We start from the raw sequence: 22,899 nt of genomic DNA, 5'->3' as shown, positions 1-22,899 counted from the left end.
TGACGTGCGCCCGTGCTCGCCGATGCGCGTGCCTCAGTCCTGTGCGCGCTCGTACTGCGGCGGCCACGCTACCTTCGCGTGGAGCTCGCGTGCCGCGTGCAGGGGCCAGTACGGGTCTCGTAGCAACTCGCGCGCGAGGATGACCAGGTCCGCCTGCTCCGTGCGCACGATGTGGTCCGCCTGGAGCGCGGCGCGGATGAAGCCCACGGCGCCCGTGGCGATGCCGGCCTCCTTGCGGATGCGCTCGGCGAAGGGCGTCTGATAGCCGGGCCCGGCGGGAATCTTCACCCCGGGCACCAGGGCTCCCGAGGAGCAGTCGATGAGATCCGCGCCGTCCTGCTTCAGCAGCTTCGCGAGGGCCACGGACTCATCGAGGTTCCAGCCCCCCTCGGCCCAGTCCGTGGCGGAGATGCGCACGAAGAGGGGCAGGTCCTCGGGCCACTTCTTGCGCACCGCCTGCACCACCTCGCGGGTGAGCCGCACGCGGTTCTCGAACGAGCCGCCGTAGCGGTCCGTGCGCTGATTGGACAGCGGCGAGAGGAACTCGTGCAGCAGGTAGCCGTGCGCGGCGTGGATCTCCACCTGGCGGAAGCCCGCGGCCCGCGCGCGCTCGGTGGCGTCGACGAAGGCGCGGATGACGCGCTGGATGCCCGCTTCATCGAGCGCCTCCGGCACCGTGTGCTCCGGGTCGAACGGGATGGGGCTCGGCCCGACGGGCTTCCATCCGTTCTTCGCGGTGGGCGCGATGGGCGCACCGCCCTCCCAGGGACGCGCCGTGGACGCCTTGCGCCCCGCGTGCGCGAGCTGGATGCCGGCCACGGACCCGTGCTCGTGGATGAACCGGGTGATCCGCTCGAGCGGTGCGATGTGCTCGTCCTTCCAGAGCCCGAGGTCCTGCGGCGAGATGCGGCCGATGGCCTCGACCGCCGTGGCCTCGAAGATGATGAGCCCCGCGCCTCCGACGGCCCGGGTGCCCAGGTGGACGAAGTGCCAGTCGTTGGCGAAGCCGTCTTCGCTCGAGTACTGGCACATCGGTGACACGACGATGCGGTTCTTCAGGGTCACCCCGCGCAGTTGTATCGGGGTGAACAGCACACTGGCCATGGAGATCCTCCAGCAGGTCGACGTCGGACCGGGATGACCCGGCTCGGGTTTCGACATACCGGGATGCCCGGGCCATGTCCCTGGTTTCTCTCGCGCTCCGTATCGCCGGAGACACCCGGCGCGGAGGCTCACGCCGTGACGTGCTTGAACAGCTTGCCCGCCATCAGGAGGGCCAGCCCGCCCAGCAGCACCGGGATGGCATTGAGCTCGATGGCGAAGCCCAGGGTGGTCAGGTCGGCCAGCTTGCCGATGGCGGTGGGCGAGATGGCGTCCCCCAGCATGTGGATGAACAGCACGTTCAATCCCATGGCGAAGGCGCGGAAGGCGGGCGGCACGCCGTTGACGATGGCCGCGTTGATGGGGCCGCTGTTGAGGAAGATGAGGAACTGCGCCAGGAAGATGATGGCGAACATGGGCCCGAGCGCGTGCACCTTCACCGCCAGGAACATGAGCGGCGCGGCGAGCACCAGCCCCACCCCCGACATGCGCAGGCCGCCGCCCTGCATCCGCCGGTCCATCTTGTCGCCCAGCCAGCCACCGGCCATCGTCCCGAGCAGGCCCGCCAGGGCGGTGACGGCACCGGAGAGGAAGCCCGCCTTGTCCGCGGCCAATCCGCGCTCATTGACGAGGAAGGAGGGCAGCCAGAACGCGAGCCCGCCGATGGCGAACGTCATCAGCGTGTAGCCCGTCGTGGTCCACCAGAAGGGGGTATTGCGAGCCAGTCCCTTCAGGCCCACGAGGAAGGGCAGCTTCGCCTGGGCCTCGGGCCCATCCATGGCCCCGCGCTCGGGCTCGGGCATGAAGAAGGCCATCGCGCCCAGCACCAGGCCCGGCGCACCGCCCACGAAGAAGGCCACGTGCCACGAGTAGGCCTCGCTCAGCCACCCGCCCAGCCCGTAGCCCGCCGCCGCTCCCACGGGAATGGCGATGTAGAAGAAGGACAGCACCCGCGTGCGCTGCTCGCGCGGGAAGAGGTCGGAGATGATGGACGGGGCCACCGCGCCGTACCCCGCCTCGCCGATGCCCACGCAGGCCCGCGCCACCATCAGCATGGCGAAGGTGGTCGCCAGCCCCGAGGCCCCCGTGGCCAGGCTCCACAGCACCACGCCCGCGGCCACCAGCCAGCGGCGCTGGATCCGGTCTCCCAGGAACCCGCCCAGCGGCGAGGCCAGCATGAAGACGATGATGAAGAAGCTGCCCAGCATGCCCGACTGGGTGTTGTTGAGCTGGAAGTCCTTCTGGATGTACGGCAGGGCGACCGTGACGATGTACCGGTCGAGGTAGTTGACCAGGTTGATGAGGGAGAGGATGAGCAGCGCGTAGTAGCTCGTGCGCGCGGCGGTGGGGGCGGAAGCGTTGGGCGCGGCCACGGCGGAGGGGGTGCTCATGAACGGGTGGCTCCGAAGCGGTGCGCGAGCAGGCCCCAGCGCAGGCCGCGATCGCTCACGAGGCAGCGCTCGAGCCCGAGCGCGCGCACGCCCTCGAGCAGGATGAGGGCTCCGGCGGGAATCACGTCCGCGCGCTTGGGCTGAAGGCCGGGCAGGGCCTGGCGCTCGGCCAGGGGCAACCGGCACAGCTTGTCCGCGAGGGCCTCCAGCTCGGCGCGTGTGAGGGTGCCGCCGTGCACGCGCGCGGAGTCATACGGGTCGATGGCGTGCTGGAGGGTGAAGAGCGTCGTCACCGTGCCGGCGATGCCCACCAGCCGTGCGCCCGGAGGGCAGGGGGGCAGCGCGGAGAACGTCTCGCGCAGGTGCGCCTCCACGCGGGCCCGGTCCTCGGCCGTCAGCGGATCCGTGCGCACGTAGCGCTCGGTCATGCGCACCGAGCCCACGTCGAAGCTGTGCCGGAAGGCCACGCGGCCCTCCGCGTCACCGTAGATGAACTCGGTGGAGCCGCCGCCGATGTCCACCACCACCAGTGGCCCGGCCGCCTCGCGCCCGAAGTCCGCGTACGCCGAGGTGAAGGACAGCTGCGCCTCCAACTCGCCCGAGATGATGTCCACCGTCACCCCGGCGCGGTTCTTCGCCGCCTCGAGGAACTCGGCGCCGTTCTCCGCGTCGCGCGCCGCGCTGGTGGCGGACACGGCGATGGCCTCCGCGCCCAGGCGTCGCGCCTCGCTGGCGAAGTCGGACAGCACCTGGAGTGTGGTCTCCATGCCCTCGGGCGACAGGCGGCGGCTCTTGTCCACGCCGCGGCCCAGGCGGGTGATCTCCGCGCGCTCCTCCACCGCTTGGAAGCGGCCATCGGGCAGGCGGTCGGCGACGAGCAGGAGGACCGAATTGGTCCCCACGTCGATGGTGGCGTAACGAGGCATCCGCCGAGTCTACTCAGCGCGGTGGCGCCTCCAAAGCCTCCGCCAGCCGCTGGGACTCCGGGTGCGGGTCACGGACCGGTGTCATCCCCCCGTGGACCCTGTCTCCGCCCCCTCCACCGGCAACTCCAGGGTGAACGTGGCCCCCTGGCCCGGGCCTGGGCTGGTGCAGGTGAGCCGGCCCTTCATCTCCGTGGCGGTCAGGGCACTGATGTGCAGCCCGAAGCCGTGGCCGGTCTTCTTGGTGGTGAAGCCCAGGGTGAACATGCGCGGGAGGTGCTCCGGAGCGATGCCCTGGCCGTTGTCCGCCACCTGGATGAGCAGGTTCCTGCCCTCGGGCGAGGGCTGGACGCGGATGGTGAGCCGCTTGTCCCGCTGCCCGCTGTCGAGCAGCGCTTGCCGGGCGTTGCTCAGCAGGTTGACGAGGATCTGCAGGAGCTTGTGCCGGTCGACGAGGATGGGGGCGACCTGGGCGTAGTCGCGCTCGATGGCGATGCCCAGTCGCTCGAAGGAGATGGCGTGCAGGCGCAGCGCCTCGTCGATGAGCTGGGGAATGGAGAGCTGCTCCTGGCTCCCGGCGACGCGCGCGTTCTTCTGCTGCATGCCGATGATGGACTTGATGTGCTCGATGCTCTGGCTCAAGGAGCGCACCTCCTGGCTCATCGCGTCGCGCTCTTCCTGCAACTGCTGGGACAGGGCGAAGAGGTAGGCGGGCAGCTTCTGTCCCTGGGGGTCGGTGGTGAGGAAGGTGCCCAGCTCCGTGGCGTGCTCGCGCATCAGGCTGGTGGCCTTGGCCAGGCCGGCGACATGCGACTTGCGCAACTGGTCCGCCAGCACTCCGGTGGAGACGTTGACGCTGTTGAGGGTGTTGCCCACATTGTGGAGCACCCCGGTGGCGAGCTCCGCCATGCCCGCCTGGCGGGAGACGTCCATCAGGGTGCGGTGCATCTCGCCCATGCGCGACTCGGCCTCCTTCCGGGCGGTGATGTCGCGGGAGACGATCGTCACGCCGGTGATCCGGCCGCCCGCGCCGCGGATGGGGCTGAGGCGGATGTCCATCACGTAATGCTCGGGGCCCGCTCTGTATGTCTCTTCGAACCTCATGTGCTGACCGGAAAAGGCCTGGGCGATGCGCTGCTCCCAGAACTGGACGTTCTCCGGCGACATGGGGACGGCGAGGGGCTGCCCCAGGACGAGATCCCGGCCGTAGCGCTTGCGGTACATCTCCCTCAAGGCCGGGTTGGCGGTGAGCAGCCGCCCCTGCAGATCGATCGAGGACATCATGTCGTCGGTGCTCTCGAAGACGCTGGACAGCTTGCCTTCACTGTCGCGCAGCTCATCGATCGTGCGCTCGAGCTTCGCCTGGGCCTCGTCCCTCTCGGTGCCGTTGAGCGAGCTCAGCGCCCAGCCACCCAGCAGGCAGAAGGAGGCGAGGATGTGCATCGGCCAGTAGAACGGGTCCGGTGGCGAGCTACCCCCGAGGCTGACTTCCACATGGTGGAGCGGACGGAGGAGCCCCACTCCCAGGATGAGGAGGAGCGTGATGAACAGCCCTCGGCGAGGCCCGAGCAGGTACACCGAGAGCGCGGCCAGCATCATGTGCACGGCGTGCGTGCTGGCGTAGGTCGCGCCGCCGAGGCTGAAGGCGCCGGCGATGAACGCCGCCGACATGCCCAGGCACAGGAGCGTCGCGGGGGGCGACAGAGAGGTGGCCCTGCGTATCACCACCAGGGTTCCCAGATAGAACAGCACCATCACCGAACCGATGGAGATGCTGGCCGCCGAGTGGGGAGTCACCAGCAGGAACAGCAGGGTCAACAGGGTCAGGATGCAGGTCGCCGCCGTCATCACCCGGGAACGGGCATGCACCGGGGGAGACGCCTGCAGTTCCTCCGAGAGGAGCGAGTCCAGCCGTGCCGCCAGCCACGAGGACAGCCCTCGGCGTGGCCCCTCACGCTTTATGGATTCTCTCGCCATGTGGGGTGAATGCGCCCGCCGGGGGATCCTTGGAGTGACAACCTTATCCCCCTGCGGCCCTTGAGTTCCATGGCACCCGGGGCGCTGATGTGCGGCCCGAAGCAGTTGCCGGTCAGCGCAGCAGCGCCTCCAGGGCGTCGGCCAGCCGCTGGTACTCCGCCCGCGAGTTGTAGAGCTGGGCGGACACGCGCACATGCCGGTGGGGTGGCCGGGGCCAGGGAGTGATGGGCACCTCGATGCCGTACTCGAAGAGGAGCCGGTCCTGGAGTGGGTCCAACCCGAGCGCCGAGGGCACTGCCGGGAAGCCGTCGGGCAGGCCCACGGTGGCCATGGCGCCCACTATGTCCTCGGTGCAGTGGGGGGCCACCCCGAGCCGCTGGCACAGGATGGCGCGTGCCTCCAGCGCCTTGGCCCGGTTGGAGGCCATCACCTCGGGCCAGCCGCCGGGCAGCATCCCGCCCATCACCTCCAGCGCCTTGGGCACGCAGAGGTACGGGGTGGGATCGTCCGTGCCGAGCCAGTCGAAGTCGAGGCGGAACCGTGAGCGGTCCTCGCGCCGCGAGTTGTACCCGTGACTGATGACGACGGGGCGGATGCCCGGCTGGAGATCTCTCCGCACGTAGAGGAAGGCCGCCCCCTTGGGCGCGCACATCCACTTGTGGCAGTTGCCCGTGTAGTACGCGGCGCCCAGCTGGCGCAGGGAGAGGGGCACCTGCCCGGGCCCGTGGGCTCCGTCCACGAGCGTCTCCACGCCTCGCTCGCGCAGCGCGCGGATGAGGTCCGCCACCGGGAGCACCAGTGCCGTCTGGCTGGTGATGTGGTCGATGAGCAGCAGCCGGGTGCGCCCGGTGACGTGGGCGAGCACCGTGTCCACCACCGCCTGGGCCGAGGTCACGGGCCAGGGCAGCTTCGCCACCACCACCTTCACGCCCCAGCGGCTGGCCACGAAGTCGAGCGCGTTCCTGGAGGCGTTGTACTCGTGGTCCGTGGTGAGCAGCTCGTCGCCAGGGTCGAAGCGCAGCGACTTCAGCACGGTGTTGACGCCCGTGGTGGCGTTGTTGACGAAGGCCAGGTCGTCCGGGTCCGCGTCCAGGAAGGTCCCGAGCGCCCCTCGGGCCGCGTCCGACAGGGCCTCGAGCTCCCGGTGGAGGAAGCGCACCGGCTCGGCCTCCATGCGGGCTCGCAGCCGGGACTGCTCCTCCAGCACCGCCGTGGGGCAGGCGCCAAAGGAGCCGTGGTTGAGGAAGGTCACCTCGGGGTCGAGCGACCACTGGGTGCGGAAGAGGGGCGCGTCCATGGTGGGCGAAATGTAGACCCTCACCCCGGCCCTCTCCCAGGGGGAGAGGGAGGGCGCACCCGGTGCTTCTCTACTTCATGGTGGCTAGCGGCTCGGACTGGACGCAGAGCTTGATGCTGGTGCAACTCCCGGCTCCGCGGCTCCAGCAGTCCTGGTTCGTATCGCAACGCGAGCAGTCCAGGTAGCAGTAGCCTCCCGCCAGGCTGCTTCCGGTGCTCTGGCTCTCCGACTGCTCGGCATGGGAATCCTGCGCTTCTCCTTCCTCGACACTGGCGACGCTGCAGACATTGGCCGAAGAGGCATTGCGCTCATCGTCCGCCGCGGATGCGGCGGCCGGGAGCCACGCGGCAACGAATGCCATGGCGGACACGCAGGAGACCACGAGCTTCGACGTCATCTTCATGCCGACTCCTTCGCTACTGGTGAAAGGGGGGCACAGCATGCGTGACGTTAGTGCAGGGCAAACGGCCGGAGCCAGCACGGTTTCCGAATACCCTCACCCCAGCCCTCTCCCGGAGGGAGAGGGGGGGGTACTTCCGCGTCCTCGCTAGTTCAGGGTGGCCAGTGGCTCGGACTGGACGCAGGCCGGAATGCTGGCGCAACTCCCGGCTCCGCGGCTCCAGCAGTCCTTGCTTGTCGAACACTGCGAACAGTCCAGGGTGCAGAAGCCAGACGTCGGGCCGATTCCGCTTTCCTGCTCCACATGGGCCTCCCTCGCTTCGGTCCGGGTGCCCTCCTCGACACTGGCGGCGCTGCAGACGTTGGTCTGGGTGGCGTTTCGCTCACCGTCCGCCGCGGACGCGGCGACCGGGAGCCACGCGGCAACGAATGCCATGGCGGACACGCAGGAGACCACGAGCTTCGACGTCATCTTCATGCCGACTCCTTCGCTGACTGGTGAAAGGGGGCACAGCATGCGTGACGTTAGTTCAGGGTAAACGGCTGGAGCCAGCTTTGGTTCCGAATACCCTCACCCCAACCCTCTCCCAGAGGGAGAGGGAGGGATTTTGGTCTCAGCGGCCCCAGTCGGGCGTGGTGATCGCGGACTTGTCCTGCGCTGGCAGCGCCACCTGGTTGTTTCCGTCCGCCGTCATGACGAAGAGCTTCGACCCTCCGTTGCGCGTGGAGGTGAACAGGATCAGCCTCCCATTGGGCGAGAAACTCGGCTCCTCGTTGTTCGCCTGATCCTGCGTGAGGCGGGTGATCTTCCCGTTCTCCACGTTGACCGTGAAGAGATCGAAGGCGTTGCGCTCGTCGCGTGCCGTGAAGGTGATCAGATCTCCCCGGGGCGACCAGTCCGGCGTCTGGTTGTAGTTGCCCTGGAAGGTGAGCCGGCGCACCGCCGAGCCGTCCGCGTTCATCACGTACACCTGCGGCGAGCCGCCCCGGTTGGACACGAACGCCAGCCGCTTGCCGTCCGGTGACCACGCGGGGCTGGTGTTGATGCCGAAGCGCGTGTCGGTGAGCTGCTTCGCGTTGTCCCCATCCGCCTCCGCCACCCAGATCTGCGCGCTCTCCCCATCGGCCAGCGCGTACGCGATGCGCTTGCCGTCCGGCGAGAAGGCGATGCCCGTGGCCATCTGCCCCTCGGACGTCTTGATGCGCACCGTGTCGCCGTCCGGCTTCTGGATGTACAGGTCCGGCTTGCCCTGCTGGTACGAGGTGTAGCCCACCGACCCGTCCGGCCCGAGCGTCGGCAGCACGTTGATGCCACCGCGCGTCACCTGCTTCGCGTTGCGCCCGTCCCAGTCCGCCACCCACACGTCCCGGTTGGCGCCACTCTTGCGCACGTAGGTGATGCGCGAGAGGAACGGGCTCGGCTCGCGGGTGTAGTGGCGGTAGATGGCGTCCGCGACCTTGTGGGCCAGCAGGCTCGGCTGCGCGGCGGGCGCGCTCTGGGCCGTCTTGAACTCCTCGCGGCCGCTGCCCACGCTGAACACGCGCGCCTCGGCCTTCAGCTCGCCGCCGTCCCGGGCCAGCGAGTACTTCACCAGCGACTCGGCGCCCACGTCCGCCCAGCGCGAGAAGTTGATGCTGCCCGCCACCATGCCTTCCTTCGGGTCCGCCAGGAAGCTGGCCCGGTCCAGCACCTGGAAGAGGCCGGAGGCGCGCAGGTCGTACATGAGCGCCTCGTCCACGTCCTGGGCGGGCTCTTTGCCCGTTTCGCCCTGCACCAGTGGCGGGGTGACGGCCAGGGGCAGCGGCCGGAAGTTGGCGCCGGAGATCTGGATGACGGGCGCCTGGGCGAGCGCCGCCAGCGGCAGGAGGACGAGCGAGAGGAGAAGGGCTTTCACGTTCACGGGCTGAACTCCAGGTTGATGCCGTTCTTCTGCAGCGAGTCCCGCAGATGGTCGGGAGGAGGGGAGAAGGGAGAGGCCTTCTTCACCGCGGCCACCACGGCCGAGTCGAAGAGGGTGTTGCCGCTGGTCTTGGTCAGCCGGGCCTCGATGACCTCGCCGGTGCGGCTCAGGCGCATGAAGACCAGGGCCCTGAGGCGCATGCGCTCGTCCTCGGGGATGGTGTCCGCAACGTTGTAGTTGCGGGTCACCTGAGACGTCAGCAGGCCGAAGTAGCGCTCGCCCTCGGCGGTGGCGGAGTCGCCGTTCGGATCGCCGTCCTCGGCACCCTCCGGATCCTCCTCCTGCTTCGAGGGCTTTGCGAGCTTGTCGAAGGCGCCGAAGAGCCGGTTGCGCCGGTCCTCGCCCTGGGTCTCCCCCTTCTGGGGCGCGGGCTTGGGGGCGGGCTCCGGCTTCATCCCGGGCACGGGCACTGCCACCTTGGCCGGCTCGGGCGCGGCGGGTGTGGGCGCGGCGGGGGACTCCACCTTCTTGGGTGGGGGCGGACGCGGCTGCTCCTTGCGAGGCAGCAACTTCTCGTCACGCGGCTTGCCCAGGCGCACCAGCGTGGCGCGGATGGGCTTCTGGTCCAGCTGCACCCGGGGGCCCGAGAAGAAGGTGGCGTACAGCCCCATGGCGAGCAGCACCACCGCATGGGCCACGAGCGACACGACGATGAAACGTCCCAGGCGCGAGCGCCTCGGGACGAGCAGGCTGTACTGATTGGCCGGGTGCATGGGCTAGCGCCGTGCCTCCTTCTTGCCCTTGTTGGACGTTCGTCCCCCGGCCCCGGGGTCCGTGATCATCCCCACGTTGGTGATGCCGGCGCGCTGCGCGGCGGCCATGACGTCCACCACCACGCCGTAGGGCACGTCCCGGTCCGCGTGCAGGTACAGCTCCTTGTCCGCCTGCGCCTTGGCGTTGCTGGCCAGCTTCTTCTCCAGCTCGTCCACCGGTACCTCGGCCTCGCCGATGTAGATGCGCCGCTGGGCGTCGATGGACAGCACCAGCTTCTTCTCGGCGGCCTCCACCGGGGCGGCCTTCGCCTCCGGCAGGTTCACCTTGACGCCCTGCTGGATGAGGGGCGCCGTCACCATGAAGATGATGAGCAGCACCAGCATCACGTCCACCATGGGCGTGACGTTGATCTCGCTCATGGTGACGCGGCCACCCCCGCGATTGGAGCCCATGCCCATGGCGTGCGTCTCCTAGCGGAAGAAGTGCCGCTTGATGATGTTGAGGAAGTCCGCGGAGAAGTTGGCCATCTCCGTGTCGAACACCTTGATGCGGCTGATGAACGAGTTGTAGGCGACCACCGCGGGAATGGCCGCGAACAGGCCGGCCGCCGTGGCGAAGAGCGCGTTGCCCACCGGCGCCGCCACCGTGGCCAGCGTGGCGTTGCCCTGCTCGGCAATGGAGTTGAAGGCGTTCAGGATGCCGATGACCGTGCCGAACAGGCCCACGAACGGGGACGCCGCGCCCACCGTGCCCAGGAACGACACCCGGGACTCCAGGTCCGTGAGCTGGGTGGTGGACGCCCGGTTGAGCGCCCGCTCCACGTTCTCGATACCGCCGAGCCGCTCGGCCATCGCTCCCTCGGCCCCTTCCTTGGCCTGGGCCAGCTTGCTCAGCTCCTCGTAACCGGCGCAGAACACCTTGGACAGGGGCGAGCCATCGAGCTTCTGGGCGTCCTGGTAGATGGCCTCCAGGCGGGAGGACTTCCAGAAGGTATCCAGGAAGGCCAGGGACTGGGTCCGGGCGCGCGACAACTGGGTGTGCTTGAGTGCGATGAGCGCCCAGGACGCCACCGAGACGACCATCAGCAGGCCCAGCACGCCCAGCTCCAGGAGGGAGGCGTCACGGAGGATCTGCAGGTAGTTCATGGCGCCGAGCGCCAGGGGGAAACGGGGCATCAACATGGGGGTCTGGCCGTAACACCTGGGTTGGGGGTGGTCAAACAAACCCGGAGGGGAGGGGGGTTGTCTGGCTGCTGACGCAGAGGATTGAATAATTCCCGAGAGGCGGCGTCCGAGGGTCTGTGTGACGGGCCGCATGCCTGTCCCCCCTACCCCGAACCCACCCTTTCGAGGGCACCCCATGAACGCCAGACTCCTCGCGGCATTCCTCTGTCTCACCGTCGCCGGTACGGGCTGCGTCTTCGTCGACCACGACGATGACGACTGCTGCAACGTCCCCCAGGGCCATCCGGGTGACGTCACCTTCCTGTGGACCTTCGCCAGCGCGGGCGCGGGCCGGTGCGCGGACACGCCGGACGTCAAGAAGGTCCGCATCTCCATCCCCGGCGAGACGCTCATCAACGGGGGCATCTACGCGTGCAACACCGCGGGCGTGGACGGCATCGTCCTGCACGACTTCGTGCCCGGCAACTACAGCTACAGGATCGAGGCCCTCAGCTACACCGACCAGGTCCTCTACCAGTCCAATGGCTCCTTCACGGTGAACGGGGACGTACGGATCAACACCAACCTCACCCCGAATGGCAGCCCTGGCTCCTTCGCGTACATCTCCTGGTCCTTCGAGGGCAACATCTCCAGCCAGAACCCCACCTGCTACCAGGCCGGTGTGACGCACGTGGATGCGCGCATCGACAATGGCCCGTGGGAGCGCTTCTCGTGCGCGGAAGGCATGGGCGGCGCACAGGTCCAGTCGCCCTTCCTGGCGCCCGGCCTGCACACCATCGAGTTCGTCGGCGTGCGTGTCACCAACGCGGGCGAGGAGCCTTTCTACCATCGCACGGGCACGCTGACCACGCAGGCCGGTAGCCCCATCTCGGTCTCGTACGGCCTCTGGGCGGTGGGTGGTCTGTCGCTGCGGTGGGAGCTCATCGACGGCTCCGTCTCCAAGACCTGCGCCCAGTCGGGCGTCACGCAGGTGACGATCCACCTCTATGACGAGACGCGGCAGCAGTACGTCTACGGCGATGTCGGTGACGTGCACCCGTGCAACGGAGCCCCCATCATCTACCACTTCCTGCGGCCCGGGAATTACACGATCTTCATGGATGGCACGGGTCCTGGAGGCATCGTCTACACCAACCGGTACACCAGCCCGCCCACGCGGACGGTGACGGCCTTCGAGCAGGAGACGGAGGGAGAGGCCTACACCCTCTTCCTGCCGCGCCGGTACTGAGCAGCGGGCAGCTCGACTGCCTTCCGGAGGGCCGGGGCATCCGCCTCGGCCCTCCTTGCTTTTCGAGCGGGCGCCTGGCGTTGGCATCAATCGTGATAGGGAGGCCGGGTATGCGGCAGAACAGCCACGGTCCCATCGGGGTTTTCGATTCAGGCGTCGGAGGGCTCACCGTCCTCAAGTCGCTGATGTCCCACCTCCCACACGAGAGCACACTGTACCTGGGCGACACCGCGCGGGTGCCCTACGGCACGAAGTCCGGCGAGGTGGTGACGCGCTACTCCTTGAAGAACGCGGAGTTCCTGCTGGAGCGCGGCATCAAGCTGTTGGTGGTGGCGTGCAACACGGCCTCGGCGGTGGCGCTGCCGGCGCTGTCGGCGGCGCTGCCGGTACCGGTGGTGGGGGTGATTGCTCCGGGCGCGAGGGCCGCACTGCGGCGGACGCGTGGGGGCGGGGTGGGCGTCATCGGGACGCCGGGCACCATCCGCTCCGGGGCCTACCAGCGCGAGCTGGAGGCGGCGGCGGGGCCAGAAGGGGTGCGGGTGAAGGCGAGGGCGTGCCCGCTCTTCGTGCCGCTGGCGGAGGAGGGCTGGCTGGCGGGAGACGTGCCCCAACTGGTGGCGCGCGAGTACCTGGCGGACTTCGCCCGGAGCGGTGTGGACACCCTGGTGTTGGGCTGCACCCACTACCCGCTGCTCAGGGACGTCATCGCCGCGGCCGTGGGGCCACAGGTGTCCCTGGTGGACTCGGCCGAGGCCACCGCCGAGGTGGTGACGGAGCTGCTCACGGAGCAGGGGCTGCTGGCGGCGGCGGGCGATCCGCCTACGCACCATTACTTCGTCACGGACGTGCCGGAGCGCTTCGTGGAGGTGGGGGCGCGCTTCCTGGGGCGTCCCATCCACTCCGCGGAGCAGGTGGACCTGTCCTTCTGAGTCGGCCCTGGGGCCCTGGCTTCATTTCGCCGGGGACCCGCTCCGCAGCAGCTTGCGCAGGGTGGCGCGTGTCAGCGACGCCAGGTTGTCGGGAGTGAACCGGAACCAGAAGCCGACGTAGCTTCCGTTGGTCCGGAACTCCGGATTGACGGCGGCATAGGCCCTGGCCGCGGGTCTCTCGAAGTAGTCCGCCGGGTAGCGGCCCAGCGTCTCGGGCGTCATGAAGATGTCCACGAAGAAGAGCCCGCGTTCCTCGTCGACACGGAAGTGGCTCTCCTCGGCCAGGGAGAGGAAGACCTCCCGGAGGGCGCGCGTCTCACCGGTCCGCGCTTGGGGCTCGAAGAGGTGGTACCGGGCCAGGGCCTCGGTGATGGACACGAAGCCGAACAGGCTGGCGATGGACAGGCGGTAGTGCCGGCTCCGTGGATGCCGCAGCTTGTCCTGCAGGTAGAACGTCAGGCCGGAGAGCAGGTGCAGGCCGCGATTGCGGAACTCGGGCAGGATTCGCAGCTTGCCTCCGAGGATGACGCGGCCCCCGGGCAGCGCGATGGGCGCCGTCCGCCAGAACTGGAAGCCGATGATCTTCCCCGTATCCGCGCGGCGGAAGACGTGGACGAGATCATTGGCCTGGGCGTGCACGCGGAAGTGCTCCAGGTCCTCGGCCATCAAGACGTTGGCGACCGCGTGCAGCTCCCGGGTGAGCCCATCCGAGAGCGCCTCCCGCCGCACGGTCTCCATCTGGACCGCGGGGGTGTGTCTGGAGAGACGCAGCAGGTGGTGGAGCATGGGCGCGGACCGGGCGGTGGGACCGGCACGCTACCCGTTCGACTCCACATAGGGGAGGTCCAACGTGAAGGTGGCTCCGTGCCCGGGTCCTTTGCTGTGGACGGTCAGCGAGCCCCCCAGCTCCTGCGCCGCCAGGGCGCTGGAGTGCAGACCGAAGCCATGCCCCTCATCCCGGGTGGTGAAGCCGTACTGGAAGATGCGGGTGAGCATCTCCGGCGCGATGCCCATGCCGTTGTCGTGGACCTCGATGCGGACGCGGTCGGTGCCGGCGCGCTCCATCTTCACGGACAGGAGCCGCTCGGCGGGGGGAACTCCATCCATGGCGTACTTGGCGTTGCTCACCAGGTTGACCAGGATCATCAGCGTCTTGTGCTTGTCGGTGAGCACCGGAGGCAGGGCCTCCAGGTTGCGCGCCACCTTCACCTGGTGACGGGTGAGTCCGGCCGCGTTGATGCGCAGCGCGTCCTCCACCAGCTCCGTCAGCTGGACGGGCTCGTGCAGCCGGGGCGTGCGCGCGTAGTTCTGCTGCACCTTGACGATGTCGCCGACGTGCTCGGTGTAGCGCCCCACGTCGTCGAGCAGCTCGACGAGCTCCTCGCGCTCATCGAGCAGGTTCTGTCCCAGCTTGCCCAGGAAGGGAATCACGTTGCGCCCGCGCTCGTCCTGGGTGAGGAAGGTTCCGACGTCGGACTGGCGCTCCTGGAGCATGTGGGCGACACGGCCCACGTGCTCCAGGCGCATGCCCACCATGCGCTCCTTGGCGAGCTGGGCGGAGGTGTAGACGCTGTTGAGCACGTTGCCCACGTTGTGCAGCACGTTGGTGGCGATCTCCGCCATGCCGGCGCGGCGGGCCGTCTGCACCAACTGCATGTGGACGTCCTTGAGCTCGCGGGTGCGCTCCTCGACGCGCTGCTCGAGTCCCTCGTTGGCCTGACGCAGCTCCGCCTCGCGCCGTTGCACCTGGTCGGCCATGAGCCGGAAGGAGCGGGCCAGCTGTCCCAGCTCGTCGCCACGCGAGGTGTCCAGCTCGACGTGGAACTCACCGGAGGCCACCCGGTCGGTCGCCTGGGTGAAGGTGAGCAGCGGACGGGCGACCTGCCGCTGGAGCACCCAGTACAGGATGACCAGCTCGAGGATGAGCGAGAGCACGCCGAGGAGCAGGACGGTGCGGGCGGCCTGGAGGGCGGGCCGGGTCACCACGCTCTCGGGCAGTACGGTGACGAAGTTCCATCCGGGACCCTCGAGCTGGGCCGTGGCGAGGTACTCGTCATGCCGCGGGAGCTCCAGCACGGTCTCGCCGGGGGGGCGGTTCCTCACCCGCTCGATGATGTCCCGCAGGTGGGCCCGCTCCTCGGACGAGCCGGGCTGTTGCAGGGGCGTCTGTCCGGCGGCGATGGGCTCTCCATCATGGCGGAAGATGACGTTGTACGCGCCGGGCAGGTGGTCGTTGATGGTGCGGGCCATCAACTCCTCGAGGAGCACGTCGTGGCTGAGGGTCGCGACGTGGCGCCCCCCCTTGTCCAGCGGCGTGGAGATCGAGGTCATCGGCTTGTGGCTGAGCGGATCCTCGTAGACGCCGGACCAGCTCGTCACCCTCTTCGGGTTGTTCTGGGGGAGGCTGATGGGGAAGTGGCCGAATTCGGTGATCTGGAAGTCCGGCGGGGCTTCATGGCACCAGGAGGAGCCCTTCGGCCAATAGAGGATGAGTGGCCCCTCGGGCAGTGTGACGTAGGTATTCGTGAAGCGGGTCCCGAAGGCGGGCCCGAACCAGGAAACCACGTCGTACGAGGCGAGGATCAGCCGGCGCATGTCCGGATCCATGTTCACGCCCCGGGGGATGAAGACGGCCGTCATCGTCGCGCTGTCGAAGCCCTCGGCGCGGGTGCGGAGCGAGCCATCGGGCAGCTGGACGAAGAGCCGCTCGAAGCGCGAGCTCACCTCCTCCGGCGTGAGCTCCTGGAACCTCCGCTCCAGGGTGTTCTTGAAGACGACGTGATTGTCCTCCGCCAGGACGAAGATGGCCTGCTCGCGCTGGCCGCGCTCCGCGACATGCCGCTCCAGCTGCCCGAGGGCCTCGGTGCGCAGTGTGTGGAACATGTGCAGGTAGCTGAAGAAGGTCGTCAGCGCGATGATGACCGCGATGCGCACGCCCATGTGGATGAGCGTCGAACGGGCCAGGGGGGCTCGAGAGCTGGGGGATTCAGGCATGTCTGCGTGCCGGCCGGGAGGTCGGCGGTGACGCTCTCGACACGGAACCCGTTCCGGGAATTCCTCGGGGCAACCCGGAGTAGTGGAGGGCTCGACAGGCCGGCCCCCCGGAAACGCGGTGCGTCAGGACGGCCGCGCGGGAGACACCGGCTTGGGCTCCTCGGCCGTGGTGGCCTCGAGCAGCTCCTTGGCGGCCTGGACGACGGGGGGCTCGGCGGCGGCGGTGGCCTCGAAGAGCTCCAGGGCGGCCTCCGTGCCGATGTCATCCTTGCGGGGGATGGCTCCGGTGGCCCACGTGATGAGGCGCTCCATGGTGGGGAAGAAGCCGATCATCGCCAGCGGCTTGTTCATCCAGCCCACGGTGATGCAGTAGTACTTGTTGTAGGGCGCCGTGTGGTGGACCTGATGGTGGGCCGGCGGCAGGATGAGGTGCACGCGCTGCAGGAAGCCGATGAACGCGGGCGGCTCGTCCATGTGCGACCACTTGTGGAACTGGTTGGTCGCCATCACCCAGAAGATCATCGCCCCGAGGAAGGTGGAGACGAACACCCAGCCCGCATTGGAGTGGGGGAGGACCACCGCGAGGATGGCCACGGGGATGGAGACCAGGCAGTTGTTCCCGTTGGTCTCCACGAAGTCGTGGCGGGTGATGGCCTTCTCGTCCACGTGGTGCTCACGGAAGGGCCGGATGAAGGCCTTGCCCAGCACGGGCATCTCCGTGGAGCCCCAGGTGTCGCCCATCCAATGGACGATGCCGGAGACGAAGTCGGCCGCCAGGTAGCCCAGCAGCAGGGCGCTGAGCACCAGCCAGGGACCCGTGTGGGCGCCGCCCCACAGCCGCCAGACGAGGGCCGACTCCAGGCCCACGAAGGTGACGATGCTGGCGATCTCCATGGCGCGGATGGCGGGCGAATAGCCCTGGGCCAACGCCGTGGCGTCCTGCTGGCGCAGCTGGTTCTTGAGCTCGTTCTTCATCGTCGTTTCCCGTCGCGGTTGTTGGCTCCGGCGGCTGCCTTCCCCCCGGTGGCGCGCGCAGTGTACCCGCAGTGGGATTTTCGACGAAGTCGTCTGGTGGACTGTGCAGGTGTCCGGCCTTCCAGCTGGGAGGCCAGCAGGCATTCAGTCACGTCCGGCTGACGCGTTCCTTGTCTCGCCCATCCCCCGCTGGTACGGTTCCGCCCACTCGGGCATGGCGAAAACCTTCGAAAAAGCCGTCACAGGCTTCAACCACAACATCAAGTACAAGGGGAAGGTCTACCACGTCCAGACCGAGGACTCGGGCGTCAACAACCCCCACATCATCACCCATCTGTTCGTGGGCGGTAACATCCTCGCGTCGAAGAAGACGTCGTACGCCGACATCCTCAATGCGGAGAACCTCGCCGAGGTCGTGCGCGAGTTGATGGAGGAGCAGCACAAGGAGATGCTGCGCAACCTCATCAACGGCGTGTACGACGGCTTCGACACGACGGGGGTTCGCCACTACCAGCCGGGCCAGCTCGGCTCGGCCGAGGACGCCGCCGCCACCCGGCTGCAGCCGGGCCAGGTTCCGCCGGTCAGCAAGCCCGCCGCTCCCGCCGTGCCTCCCGCCGCCTACGTCCCCCCGGAGATCGCCGCCGCGCGCGCCTTGAAGGTCGCGCCGAAGATCAACGAGGTGGGCGTGGAGACGCTCTTCGGAGAGGATCTCATCTCCGAGAAGAGCCTGGACGAGGTCATCCTCAGCTACCTGGCGGGCGAGGACAACAACCAGTAGTCCCGGACTTCGGTGGCCGTGCGTTTGCCCTCCGTGAGTCCGGGGGACATGATCGCCCCGCCGATGATCCAGATGTTCCACGTCTACAAGGCGTATCCCGGGGACCCGCCGGTCCTCTCGGACATCAACCTCCACGTGCAGAAGGGCGAGTTCGTCTTCCTCACGGGGCCCTCGGGCGCCGGGAAGACGACGCTCATGAAGCTCATCTTCTGCGCGGAGAAAGCCACCAAGGGGCAGGTGCTCGTGGGCGGGCGCAACATCGCGCGCATCCGCGAGTCGGCCATCCCCTACCTGCGGCGCAACATCGGCGTGGTGTTCCAGGACTTCAAGCTGCTGCCGCACCGGACGGTGGCCGACAACGTGGCCTTCGCCCTGGACGTGCTGGGCGTGCCCCGGGCCCAGGCGCGCGAGCGCGTGGAGCGGATGCTCAAGCTGGTGGGCCTGCGGCACAAGGCGGACTCGATGCCGCTGAAGCTCTCCGGTGGTGAGCAGCAGCGCGTGGTCATCGCCCGGGCGCTCGTCAACGATCCCACCATCCTCCTGGCCGACGAGCCCACCGGCAACCTGGACCCGGCGCTCACGCTGGAGATCATGGACCTGCTCATGGACGTGAACGTGCGGGGCACCACGGTGATGGTGGCCACCCACGACACGAGCCTCATCACCCGCTACCAGAAGCGCACGCTGCGGCTGGAAGGGGGCTTCATCGTGTCGGACGAGGATGGCGTGAAGGCCGCCCGGAGGATGGCGGCGGGATGAGCGCGCTGGCGAAGGCGGCCTACTTCTGGCGCTCGGCGGCCTCGGGCCTGCGGCACGCGCCCTTCATCCACTTCATCGCCGTCATCACCATCGCCATCGCCCTCTTCTCCGCGGGGCTGGCCCAGGCGCTGGGGCGGATGGTGGAGGGGCTCATCGGCTCGCTGGGCGGAGAGGTGCAGGTGACGGTGTACCTGTCCCCCGAGCTGGACGAGGAGGGGGCCACGGTGCTGCGCGAGCGCATGGAGGCCTCCAGCGGAGGCCGGGCCACGCTGGTTCCGCCCCAGGCCGCGCTCGAGCGGTTGAGCCGGGAACTGGGCGACCTGGGCGAGGCGCTGGCGCAGATGCCGGAGAATCCGCTGCCGCCCTCGCTGGAGCTGGAGGTTCCCCAGGAGCGGCGCACCCCCGGCGCGCTGAAGGCGCTGGCGCAGGAGCTGCGCGCGCTGCCCGGAGTCACCGGCGTGGACTACGGCGAGGAGGCGGTGGAGCGGCTCTCGGCCATCTCGAAGGCCCTGCGCTATGGCGGGTGGGTGGCCTTCGCGGTGGTGCTGCTGGCCACGGTGGTCATCGTGTCCGCGACGCTACAGCTCGCCATCTACGCGCGGCGCGGGGAGATCGAAATCCAGAAGCTGGTGGGGGCGACGGATCGCTTCGTCAAGGCGCCCTTCCTCATCGAGGGGCTGTTGCAGGGGCTGCTCGGGGCCGCGGTGGCGCTGGCGGGACTGCTCACCTTCGAGCGGCTGGTGGGACCGGGGCTGGCCTCGCTCTTCTCCTTCCTGGTGGGGCCCGGCGGCATGGTGGCGCTGTTGGATCCGCGCACGGCGCTGCAACTGCTGGCGGCGGGCTGTGGACTGGGGCTGGGTGGAAGCTTCATCGCGGTGGGGCGCTTCCTTCGCGTATGAGCCGGCTCATCCTCCTCTCGCTGCTGCTGTGCGGTGCGGCGGCCCTCGCGCAGGACGAGGCGGCCACGGCGGACGAGGAGTCCCAGCGGGGAGCGGTGCGCGAGAGGCTGGCCACGCAGCGGGCGGCGCTCGCGCTCATCGAGTCCCGCAAGGTGTCCGCGCTGGACGTGTTGGAGATGGTGGAGCAGCGGGCGGCCACCAGCTCACAGCGGGTGAAGACGCTGGAGCGGGACGTGGCCGTCTTCCGCAGGCGGCTGGCCGTGGCCGAGCACGAGGACGCGGTGACGCAGGAGATGCTGCGCGCGCAGATGCGCCGGCTCTCTCCCCGGTTGTGGGGGATGTACCGGCTGATGCGGCGCCGGCCGCTGGAGGTGTTGCTGAGCGCGAAGGACTTCTCCGCCATGGTGTGGCGCTCGCGCGCGCTGCGGGCGACGTTGGAGGAGGACCTGAAGCTGCTGCGCACGGTGCAGCGGGTGGCTCGGCTGCGGCGGCAGGCGGCGGCCGAGCTGCGCCGGTTGCAGGGCTCGCTGGACGTGCGGCTGGGCTTCCTCCGGGAGCAGGCGACGCTGGCGAGGGCGCAGCAGGAGGCGCTGGAGGAGGTGGTGGGCGCCATCAAGGGCGAGGCCGAGCTGGCGCGGCGCATGGTGCGCGAGCTGGAGCTGGCGGACGCGGACCTGACCCGGGTCATCCAGGAGATGAACGAGGGGCCGGCCGCCTCCGGTTTCGGGGCGCTCAAGGGGAAGCTGCCATTCCCCACCTCGGGCACCATCGAGGTGGGCTTCGGCAAGGTGGTGAACCCGCGCTTCAACACCGTCACCGTGCAGAAGGGCGTGGACATCCGCGCCGCCTCGGGCACGCCCGTGAAGGCGGTGGCCGAGGGCACCGTGGCCTACGCGGGGTGGATGCGCGGCTATGGCAACCTGCTCATCCTGGACCACGGCGGCGGCTACCACTCGCTGATGGCGCACCTGGGCACGGTGGTGCCGCAGGTGGGCGCCCGGGTGGCCTCGGGTGACGTAGTGGGCGAGGTGGGGGATACGGGCTCGCTCAAGGGTGCCTACCTCTATTTCGAGATCCGCCGGGCCGGACAGGCAGTGGATCCCGCCCCCTGGCTCTCCTCCGCGCGCTAGTGGAGGGTCCACGAAGTCACTGGCCAGGGTCCGCGAGCCCGTGGATGTCCCCTCTCCCTCTGGGAGAGGGCTAGGGTGAGGGTATTTCGATGCCGCGAGATGATCCGGGGCGAGGAATACAGGAGTGAAGACCCTCACCCCCCGCCCTCTCCCAGAGGGAGAGGGTGCATGCGCAACACGACTCCATCCACGAATTTCGTGAACACTCCAGTAGAACGAGGCTCATGACCGCGACTTCCACTCGTTCCCCCATCCGGGCGGGGCTGATCGGCTATGGCCTGTCCGGTGCGCAGTTCCACGCGCCACTGCTCGCCGCGGAACCCGCCTTCACCCTGGCCGCCGTCGCCTCCCGCCGAGCCCAGGACGTGACTCGCGACTGGCCCGGCGTGCGCGTGCTCTCCCAGGACGAGCTGCTGGCGGACCCGGCGCTGGAGCTGATCATCATCGCCTCGCCCAACGACACGCACGGGGCGCTGGCGGAGCGGGCACTCCTGGCGGGCAAGCACGTGGTCGTGGAGAAGCCCTTCACACTGGATTCGGCCGAGGCCTGGCGCCTGGATGCGCTGGCCCGCGAGCGCGGCCTGTGTCTGACCGTCTTCCACAACCGGCGCTGGGATGGCGACTTCCTGACCGTGCGCCAGTTACTGGAGCAGGGGCGCCTCGGCCGGTTGTTCAGCTTCGAGAGCCACTTCGATCGCTTCCGGCCCCAGGTGAAGCAGCGCTGGAAGGAGGACGACGTCCCCGGCGGTGGCACGCTGTGGGACCTGGGTGCCCATCTGATCGATCAAACCCTGCAGCTGTTCGGTCTGCCCGAGTCCATCAGCGCCGACCTGGGCCGGCAGCGCTCGGGCGCGCGGGCCACGGACTGGTTCCACCTGGTGCTGCGCTATGGCGAGCTGCGCGTCCTCTTGCACTCGGGCTCGGTGGTGCACGATCCCTGGCCACGCTTCGTGTTGCAGGGCGAGGCGGACGCCTGGAGCAAGTACGGGCTCGACCCGCAGGAGGAGCAGCTCAAGGCGGGGCTGCGGCCGGGCCTCGCCGGCTGGGGCCTGGAGCCGGCGGAGCGGTACGGCCGGCTGGGTCGCGGGGGAGCCGTGCCCACCCTCCCGGGCGATTACGGGCACTTCTACCGTCAGCTGGCCCGGGCCATCGCCGGTGAGGGGCCGGTGCCGGTCACGGCGGAGAGCGCCGGCCAGGTCATCCGGGTCATCGAGGCGGCGTTGCGCAGCGACGCGGAGGGGCGGCGCATCCCGCTCGGGGGCTCGCCGGGGTAGGGGGCTCCCTTCGTTCACGATCCGCCAGGGAACCTGTCCTGGACCCGGCGCCCTGGCGGGTGGGCGAGCATTGGATGATGCGGTGCGGCATGAGGGCGGTTAGTTTCCCGGCCGTGGATCTCATTTCAGGACTACAGGAAGTCACCCGGCGCATGCTGGTGGCGCGCGGGGTGCGGTCGGAGATGGTGGACGTGGGCGGACAGCGCCTCCACCACTACGAGCTGAAGGGAAGCGGCAAGGGACCGACGATCGTCCTGGTGCACGGGCTGGGCGGGACGGCCAACGGCTTCGCGCGCGTCTTCTTCGGACTGGCGAAGCGCTTCGAGCGGGTGCTGGCGGTGGATCTGCCGGGGCACGGCTTCTCGCCGGAGTACTGCCTGGGCCCCACGTGCGTGCGCGGACAGTACGGCATGCTGGTGGAGTACCTCCGGAAGGTGGTGGGCGGGCCGTCGTTCGTGGTGGGCAACTCGCTGGGCGGGGCCATGTCGGTACAGCTGGCGGCGGAGCACCCGGAGCTGGTGTGCGCGCTGGGGCTGGTGGCGCCGGCGGGCGCGGACGTGGGCCACGAGCTCATCCGCGAGGTGCTGGAGTCCATGGACGTGCGCACCGCCGAGCAGTCGCGTGCGCTCACCAAACGACTCTTCCACCGTCCACCGTGGGTGATGATGCTGTTCGCGGACATGCTGCGCGGCATCTACTCCACACCGGCGGTGCGGGCCCTGAGCGCGGACGCGCTGGCCACGGGCGAGTACCTCAAGCCCGAGGTGCTCAAGGGGCTCCCCATGCCCGTGCTGTTCGTATGGGGTGGGAGTGAGAAATTGCTGCCCCACCAAAGCCTGGATTTCTTCCGCTCGCACCTGCCGGCGCACGCGAGGGTCCGGGTGGTGGAGCGCTTCGGCCACATCCCGCAGGTGGAGCGGCCAGACGAGCTGGTGTCGGAGCTGATCCAGTTCGCCAACGCCACGGGGCTGTAGAGGGCCCGGGAG

General features: G+C 69.0%; 22 protein-coding genes. 8 read left to right on the top strand and 14 right to left on the bottom strand.

The annotated features are described in order from the left end of the window. Window positions 1-33: 33 nt before the first annotated feature. The 11 genes from NR810_RS38185 to NR810_RS38135 all read right to left on the bottom strand — a co-directional run bounded on the left by NR810_RS38185 (window position 34) and on the right by NR810_RS38135 (window position 10,941). Entirely contained in the window at window positions 34-1,104 is a 1,071-nt protein-coding gene (locus NR810_RS38185) for an NADH:flavin oxidoreductase/NADH oxidase (protein WP_257459826.1), read from the bottom strand. 128 nt (window positions 1,105-1,232) lie between these two features. Then, complete coding sequence (locus NR810_RS38180) at window positions 1,233-2,492, bottom strand: spinster family MFS transporter (RefSeq protein WP_257459824.1); 1,260 nt, start codon at window positions 2,490-2,492, stop codon at window positions 1,233-1,235. Beyond that, window positions 2,489-3,418 (bottom strand): Ppx/GppA phosphatase family protein, encoded by a 930-nt coding sequence (locus NR810_RS38175; RefSeq protein WP_257459822.1) that lies wholly within the window; start codon window positions 3,416-3,418, stop codon window positions 2,489-2,491. Before NR810_RS38175 ends, NR810_RS38180 begins: the two co-directional genes overlap by 4 nt. 81 nt (window positions 3,419-3,499) lie before the next feature. Further along, entirely contained in the window at window positions 3,500-5,284 is a 1,785-nt protein-coding gene (locus NR810_RS38170; protein WP_257459821.1) for a two-component system sensor histidine kinase NtrB, read from the bottom strand. 220 nt (window positions 5,285-5,504) lie between these two features. Next, entirely contained in the window at window positions 5,505-6,689 is a 1,185-nt protein-coding gene (locus tag NR810_RS38165) for an aminotransferase class V-fold PLP-dependent enzyme (protein WP_257459935.1), read from the bottom strand. Between the two features lie 70 nt (window positions 6,690-6,759). Beyond that, window positions 6,760-7,092 (bottom strand): hypothetical protein, encoded by a 333-nt coding sequence (locus tag NR810_RS38160; protein ID WP_257459820.1) that lies wholly within the window; start codon window positions 7,090-7,092, stop codon window positions 6,760-6,762. 144 nt (window positions 7,093-7,236) lie between these two features. Beyond that, entirely contained in the window at window positions 7,237-7,566 is a 330-nt protein-coding gene (locus tag NR810_RS38155; protein WP_257459819.1) for a hypothetical protein, read from the bottom strand. Between the two features lie 136 nt (window positions 7,567-7,702). Continuing rightward, window positions 7,703-8,983 (bottom strand): DPP IV N-terminal domain-containing protein, encoded by a 1,281-nt coding sequence (locus tag NR810_RS38150; protein WP_257459816.1) that lies wholly within the window; start codon window positions 8,981-8,983, stop codon window positions 7,703-7,705. 2 nt (window positions 8,984-8,985) lie between these two features. After that, on the bottom strand, window positions 8,986-9,762 hold the full coding sequence (locus NR810_RS38145) for an energy transducer TonB (protein ID WP_257459814.1): 777 nt from the start codon (window positions 9,760-9,762) through the stop codon (window positions 8,986-8,988). A 3-nt stretch (window positions 9,763-9,765) separates the two neighbouring features. After that, window positions 9,766-10,221, bottom strand: a complete 456-nt coding sequence (tolR, locus tag NR810_RS38140; protein WP_257459812.1) for a protein TolR — start codon at window positions 10,219-10,221, stop codon at window positions 9,766-9,768. A gap of 12 nt (window positions 10,222-10,233) precedes the next feature. Further along, on the bottom strand, window positions 10,234-10,941 hold the full coding sequence (locus NR810_RS38135; RefSeq protein WP_257459933.1) for a MotA/TolQ/ExbB proton channel family protein: 708 nt from the start codon (window positions 10,939-10,941) through the stop codon (window positions 10,234-10,236). 181 nt (window positions 10,942-11,122) lie between these two features. Here NR810_RS38135 and NR810_RS38130 point away from each other — a divergent pair, with 181 nt between their 5' ends. Together NR810_RS38130 and murI are read left to right on the top strand one after the other, a co-directional pair. Continuing rightward, a complete protein-coding gene (locus tag NR810_RS38130; protein WP_257459810.1) occupies window positions 11,123-12,175 on the top strand; it encodes a hypothetical protein in 1,053 nt (350 codons plus the stop codon). 110 nt (window positions 12,176-12,285) lie between these two features. Then, a complete protein-coding gene (murI, locus tag NR810_RS38125; protein WP_257459808.1) occupies window positions 12,286-13,104 on the top strand; it encodes a glutamate racemase in 819 nt (272 codons plus the stop codon). 21 nt (window positions 13,105-13,125) lie between these two features. On the opposite strand, the gene NR810_RS38120 is transcribed toward murI, so the two are convergent. The 3 genes from NR810_RS38120 to carF form a co-directional block, all read right to left on the bottom strand. After that, complete coding sequence (locus NR810_RS38120) at window positions 13,126-13,890, bottom strand: hypothetical protein (protein ID WP_257459806.1); 765 nt, start codon at window positions 13,888-13,890, stop codon at window positions 13,126-13,128. 30 nt (window positions 13,891-13,920) lie between these two features. Continuing rightward, the gene (locus NR810_RS38115) at window positions 13,921-16,098 is read right to left on the bottom strand and encodes a sensor histidine kinase (RefSeq protein ID WP_257459804.1); all 2,178 of its coding nucleotides are present in this window, start codon (window positions 16,096-16,098) and stop codon (window positions 13,921-13,923) included. A gap of 123 nt (window positions 16,099-16,221) precedes the next feature. Beyond that, on the bottom strand, window positions 16,222-17,073 hold the full coding sequence (carF, locus tag NR810_RS38110; protein ID WP_257459803.1) for a plasmanylethanolamine desaturase: 852 nt from the start codon (window positions 17,071-17,073) through the stop codon (window positions 16,222-16,224). A 214-nt stretch (window positions 17,074-17,287) separates the two neighbouring features. On the opposite strand from carF, the gene NR810_RS38105 reads away from it, so the two are divergent. From NR810_RS38105 to NR810_RS38080, 6 genes are all read left to right on the top strand, one after another. After that, complete coding sequence (locus NR810_RS38105) at window positions 17,288-17,851, top strand: hypothetical protein (protein WP_257459800.1); 564 nt, start codon at window positions 17,288-17,290, stop codon at window positions 17,849-17,851. Window positions 17,852-17,914: 63 nt separating this feature from the next. Further along, on the top strand, window positions 17,915-18,610 hold the full coding sequence (ftsE, locus tag NR810_RS38100; protein WP_204228913.1) for a cell division ATP-binding protein FtsE: 696 nt from the start codon (window positions 17,915-17,917) through the stop codon (window positions 18,608-18,610). Beyond that, entirely contained in the window at window positions 18,607-19,509 is a 903-nt protein-coding gene (locus NR810_RS38095; protein ID WP_257459799.1) for a cell division protein FtsX, read from the top strand. The genes ftsE and NR810_RS38095 overlap by 4 nt, the downstream gene beginning before the upstream one ends. Beyond that, complete coding sequence (locus NR810_RS38090) at window positions 19,506-20,639, top strand: murein hydrolase activator EnvC family protein (protein WP_257459796.1); 1,134 nt, start codon at window positions 19,506-19,508, stop codon at window positions 20,637-20,639. Before NR810_RS38095 ends, NR810_RS38090 begins: the two co-directional genes overlap by 4 nt. Window positions 20,640-20,863: 224 nt before the next feature. Further along, a complete protein-coding gene (locus NR810_RS38085) occupies window positions 20,864-21,913 on the top strand; it encodes an oxidoreductase (RefSeq protein ID WP_257459793.1) in 1,050 nt (349 codons plus the stop codon). 113 nt (window positions 21,914-22,026) lie between these two features. Continuing rightward, on the top strand, window positions 22,027-22,887 hold the full coding sequence (locus NR810_RS38080) for an alpha/beta fold hydrolase (RefSeq protein WP_257459930.1): 861 nt from the start codon (window positions 22,027-22,029) through the stop codon (window positions 22,885-22,887). Window positions 22,888-22,899 lie beyond the last annotated feature (12 nt).

Origin of the sequence: Archangium lipolyticum (genome assembly GCF_024623785.1) — a bacterium.
Classification (GTDB): Bacteria; Myxococcota; Myxococcia; order Myxococcales; family Myxococcaceae; genus Archangium; species Archangium lipolyticum.
The sequence above is the reverse complement of the archived record's forward strand: the minus strand, read 5'-3'. Positions and strand labels throughout refer to the sequence as shown.

Excerpts from the sequence above, each read along its gene's own strand:
- NR810_RS38165 (WP_257459935.1), bottom strand. The coding sequence starts at position 6,689 with ATGGACGCGCCCCTCTTCCGCACCCAGTGGTCGCTCGACCCCGAGGTG.
- carF (WP_257459803.1), bottom strand. The coding sequence starts at position 17,073 with ATGAAGAACGAGCTCAAGAACCAGCTGCGCCAGCAGGACGCCACGGCG.
- NR810_RS38095 (WP_257459799.1), top strand. The coding sequence starts at position 18,607 with ATGAGCGCGCTGGCGAAGGCGGCCTACTTCTGGCGCTCGGCGGCCTCG.
- NR810_RS38160 (WP_257459820.1), bottom strand. The coding sequence starts at position 7,092 with ATGAAGATGACGTCGAAGCTCGTGGTCTCCTGCGTGTCCGCCATGGCA.
- NR810_RS38115 (WP_257459804.1), bottom strand. The coding sequence starts at position 16,098 with ATGCCTGAATCCCCCAGCTCTCGAGCCCCCCTGGCCCGTTCGACGCTC.
- NR810_RS38180 (WP_257459824.1), bottom strand. The coding sequence starts at position 2,492 with ATGAGCACCCCCTCCGCCGTGGCCGCGCCCAACGCTTCCGCCCCCACC.
- NR810_RS38105 (WP_257459800.1), top strand. The coding sequence starts at position 17,288 with ATGGCGAAAACCTTCGAAAAAGCCGTCACAGGCTTCAACCACAACATC.
- NR810_RS38085 (WP_257459793.1), top strand. The coding sequence starts at position 20,864 with ATGACCGCGACTTCCACTCGTTCCCCCATCCGGGCGGGGCTGATCGGC.
- NR810_RS38155 (WP_257459819.1), bottom strand. The coding sequence starts at position 7,566 with ATGAAGATGACGTCGAAGCTCGTGGTCTCCTGCGTGTCCGCCATGGCA.
- NR810_RS38090 (WP_257459796.1), top strand. The coding sequence starts at position 19,506 with ATGAGCCGGCTCATCCTCCTCTCGCTGCTGCTGTGCGGTGCGGCGGCC.
- NR810_RS38120 (WP_257459806.1), bottom strand. The coding sequence starts at position 13,890 with ATGCTCCACCACCTGCTGCGTCTCTCCAGACACACCCCCGCGGTCCAG.
- NR810_RS38145 (WP_257459814.1), bottom strand. The coding sequence starts at position 9,762 with ATGCACCCGGCCAATCAGTACAGCCTGCTCGTCCCGAGGCGCTCGCGC.
- murI (WP_257459808.1), top strand. The coding sequence starts at position 12,286 with ATGCGGCAGAACAGCCACGGTCCCATCGGGGTTTTCGATTCAGGCGTC.
- NR810_RS38130 (WP_257459810.1), top strand. The coding sequence starts at position 11,123 with ATGAACGCCAGACTCCTCGCGGCATTCCTCTGTCTCACCGTCGCCGGT.
- NR810_RS38175 (WP_257459822.1), bottom strand. The coding sequence starts at position 3,418 with ATGCCTCGTTACGCCACCATCGACGTGGGGACCAATTCGGTCCTCCTG.
- NR810_RS38185 (WP_257459826.1), bottom strand. The coding sequence starts at position 1,104 with ATGGCCAGTGTGCTGTTCACCCCGATACAACTGCGCGGGGTGACCCTG.
- tolR (WP_257459812.1), bottom strand. The coding sequence starts at position 10,221 with ATGGGCATGGGCTCCAATCGCGGGGGTGGCCGCGTCACCATGAGCGAG.
- ftsE (WP_204228913.1), top strand. The coding sequence starts at position 17,915 with ATGATCCAGATGTTCCACGTCTACAAGGCGTATCCCGGGGACCCGCCG.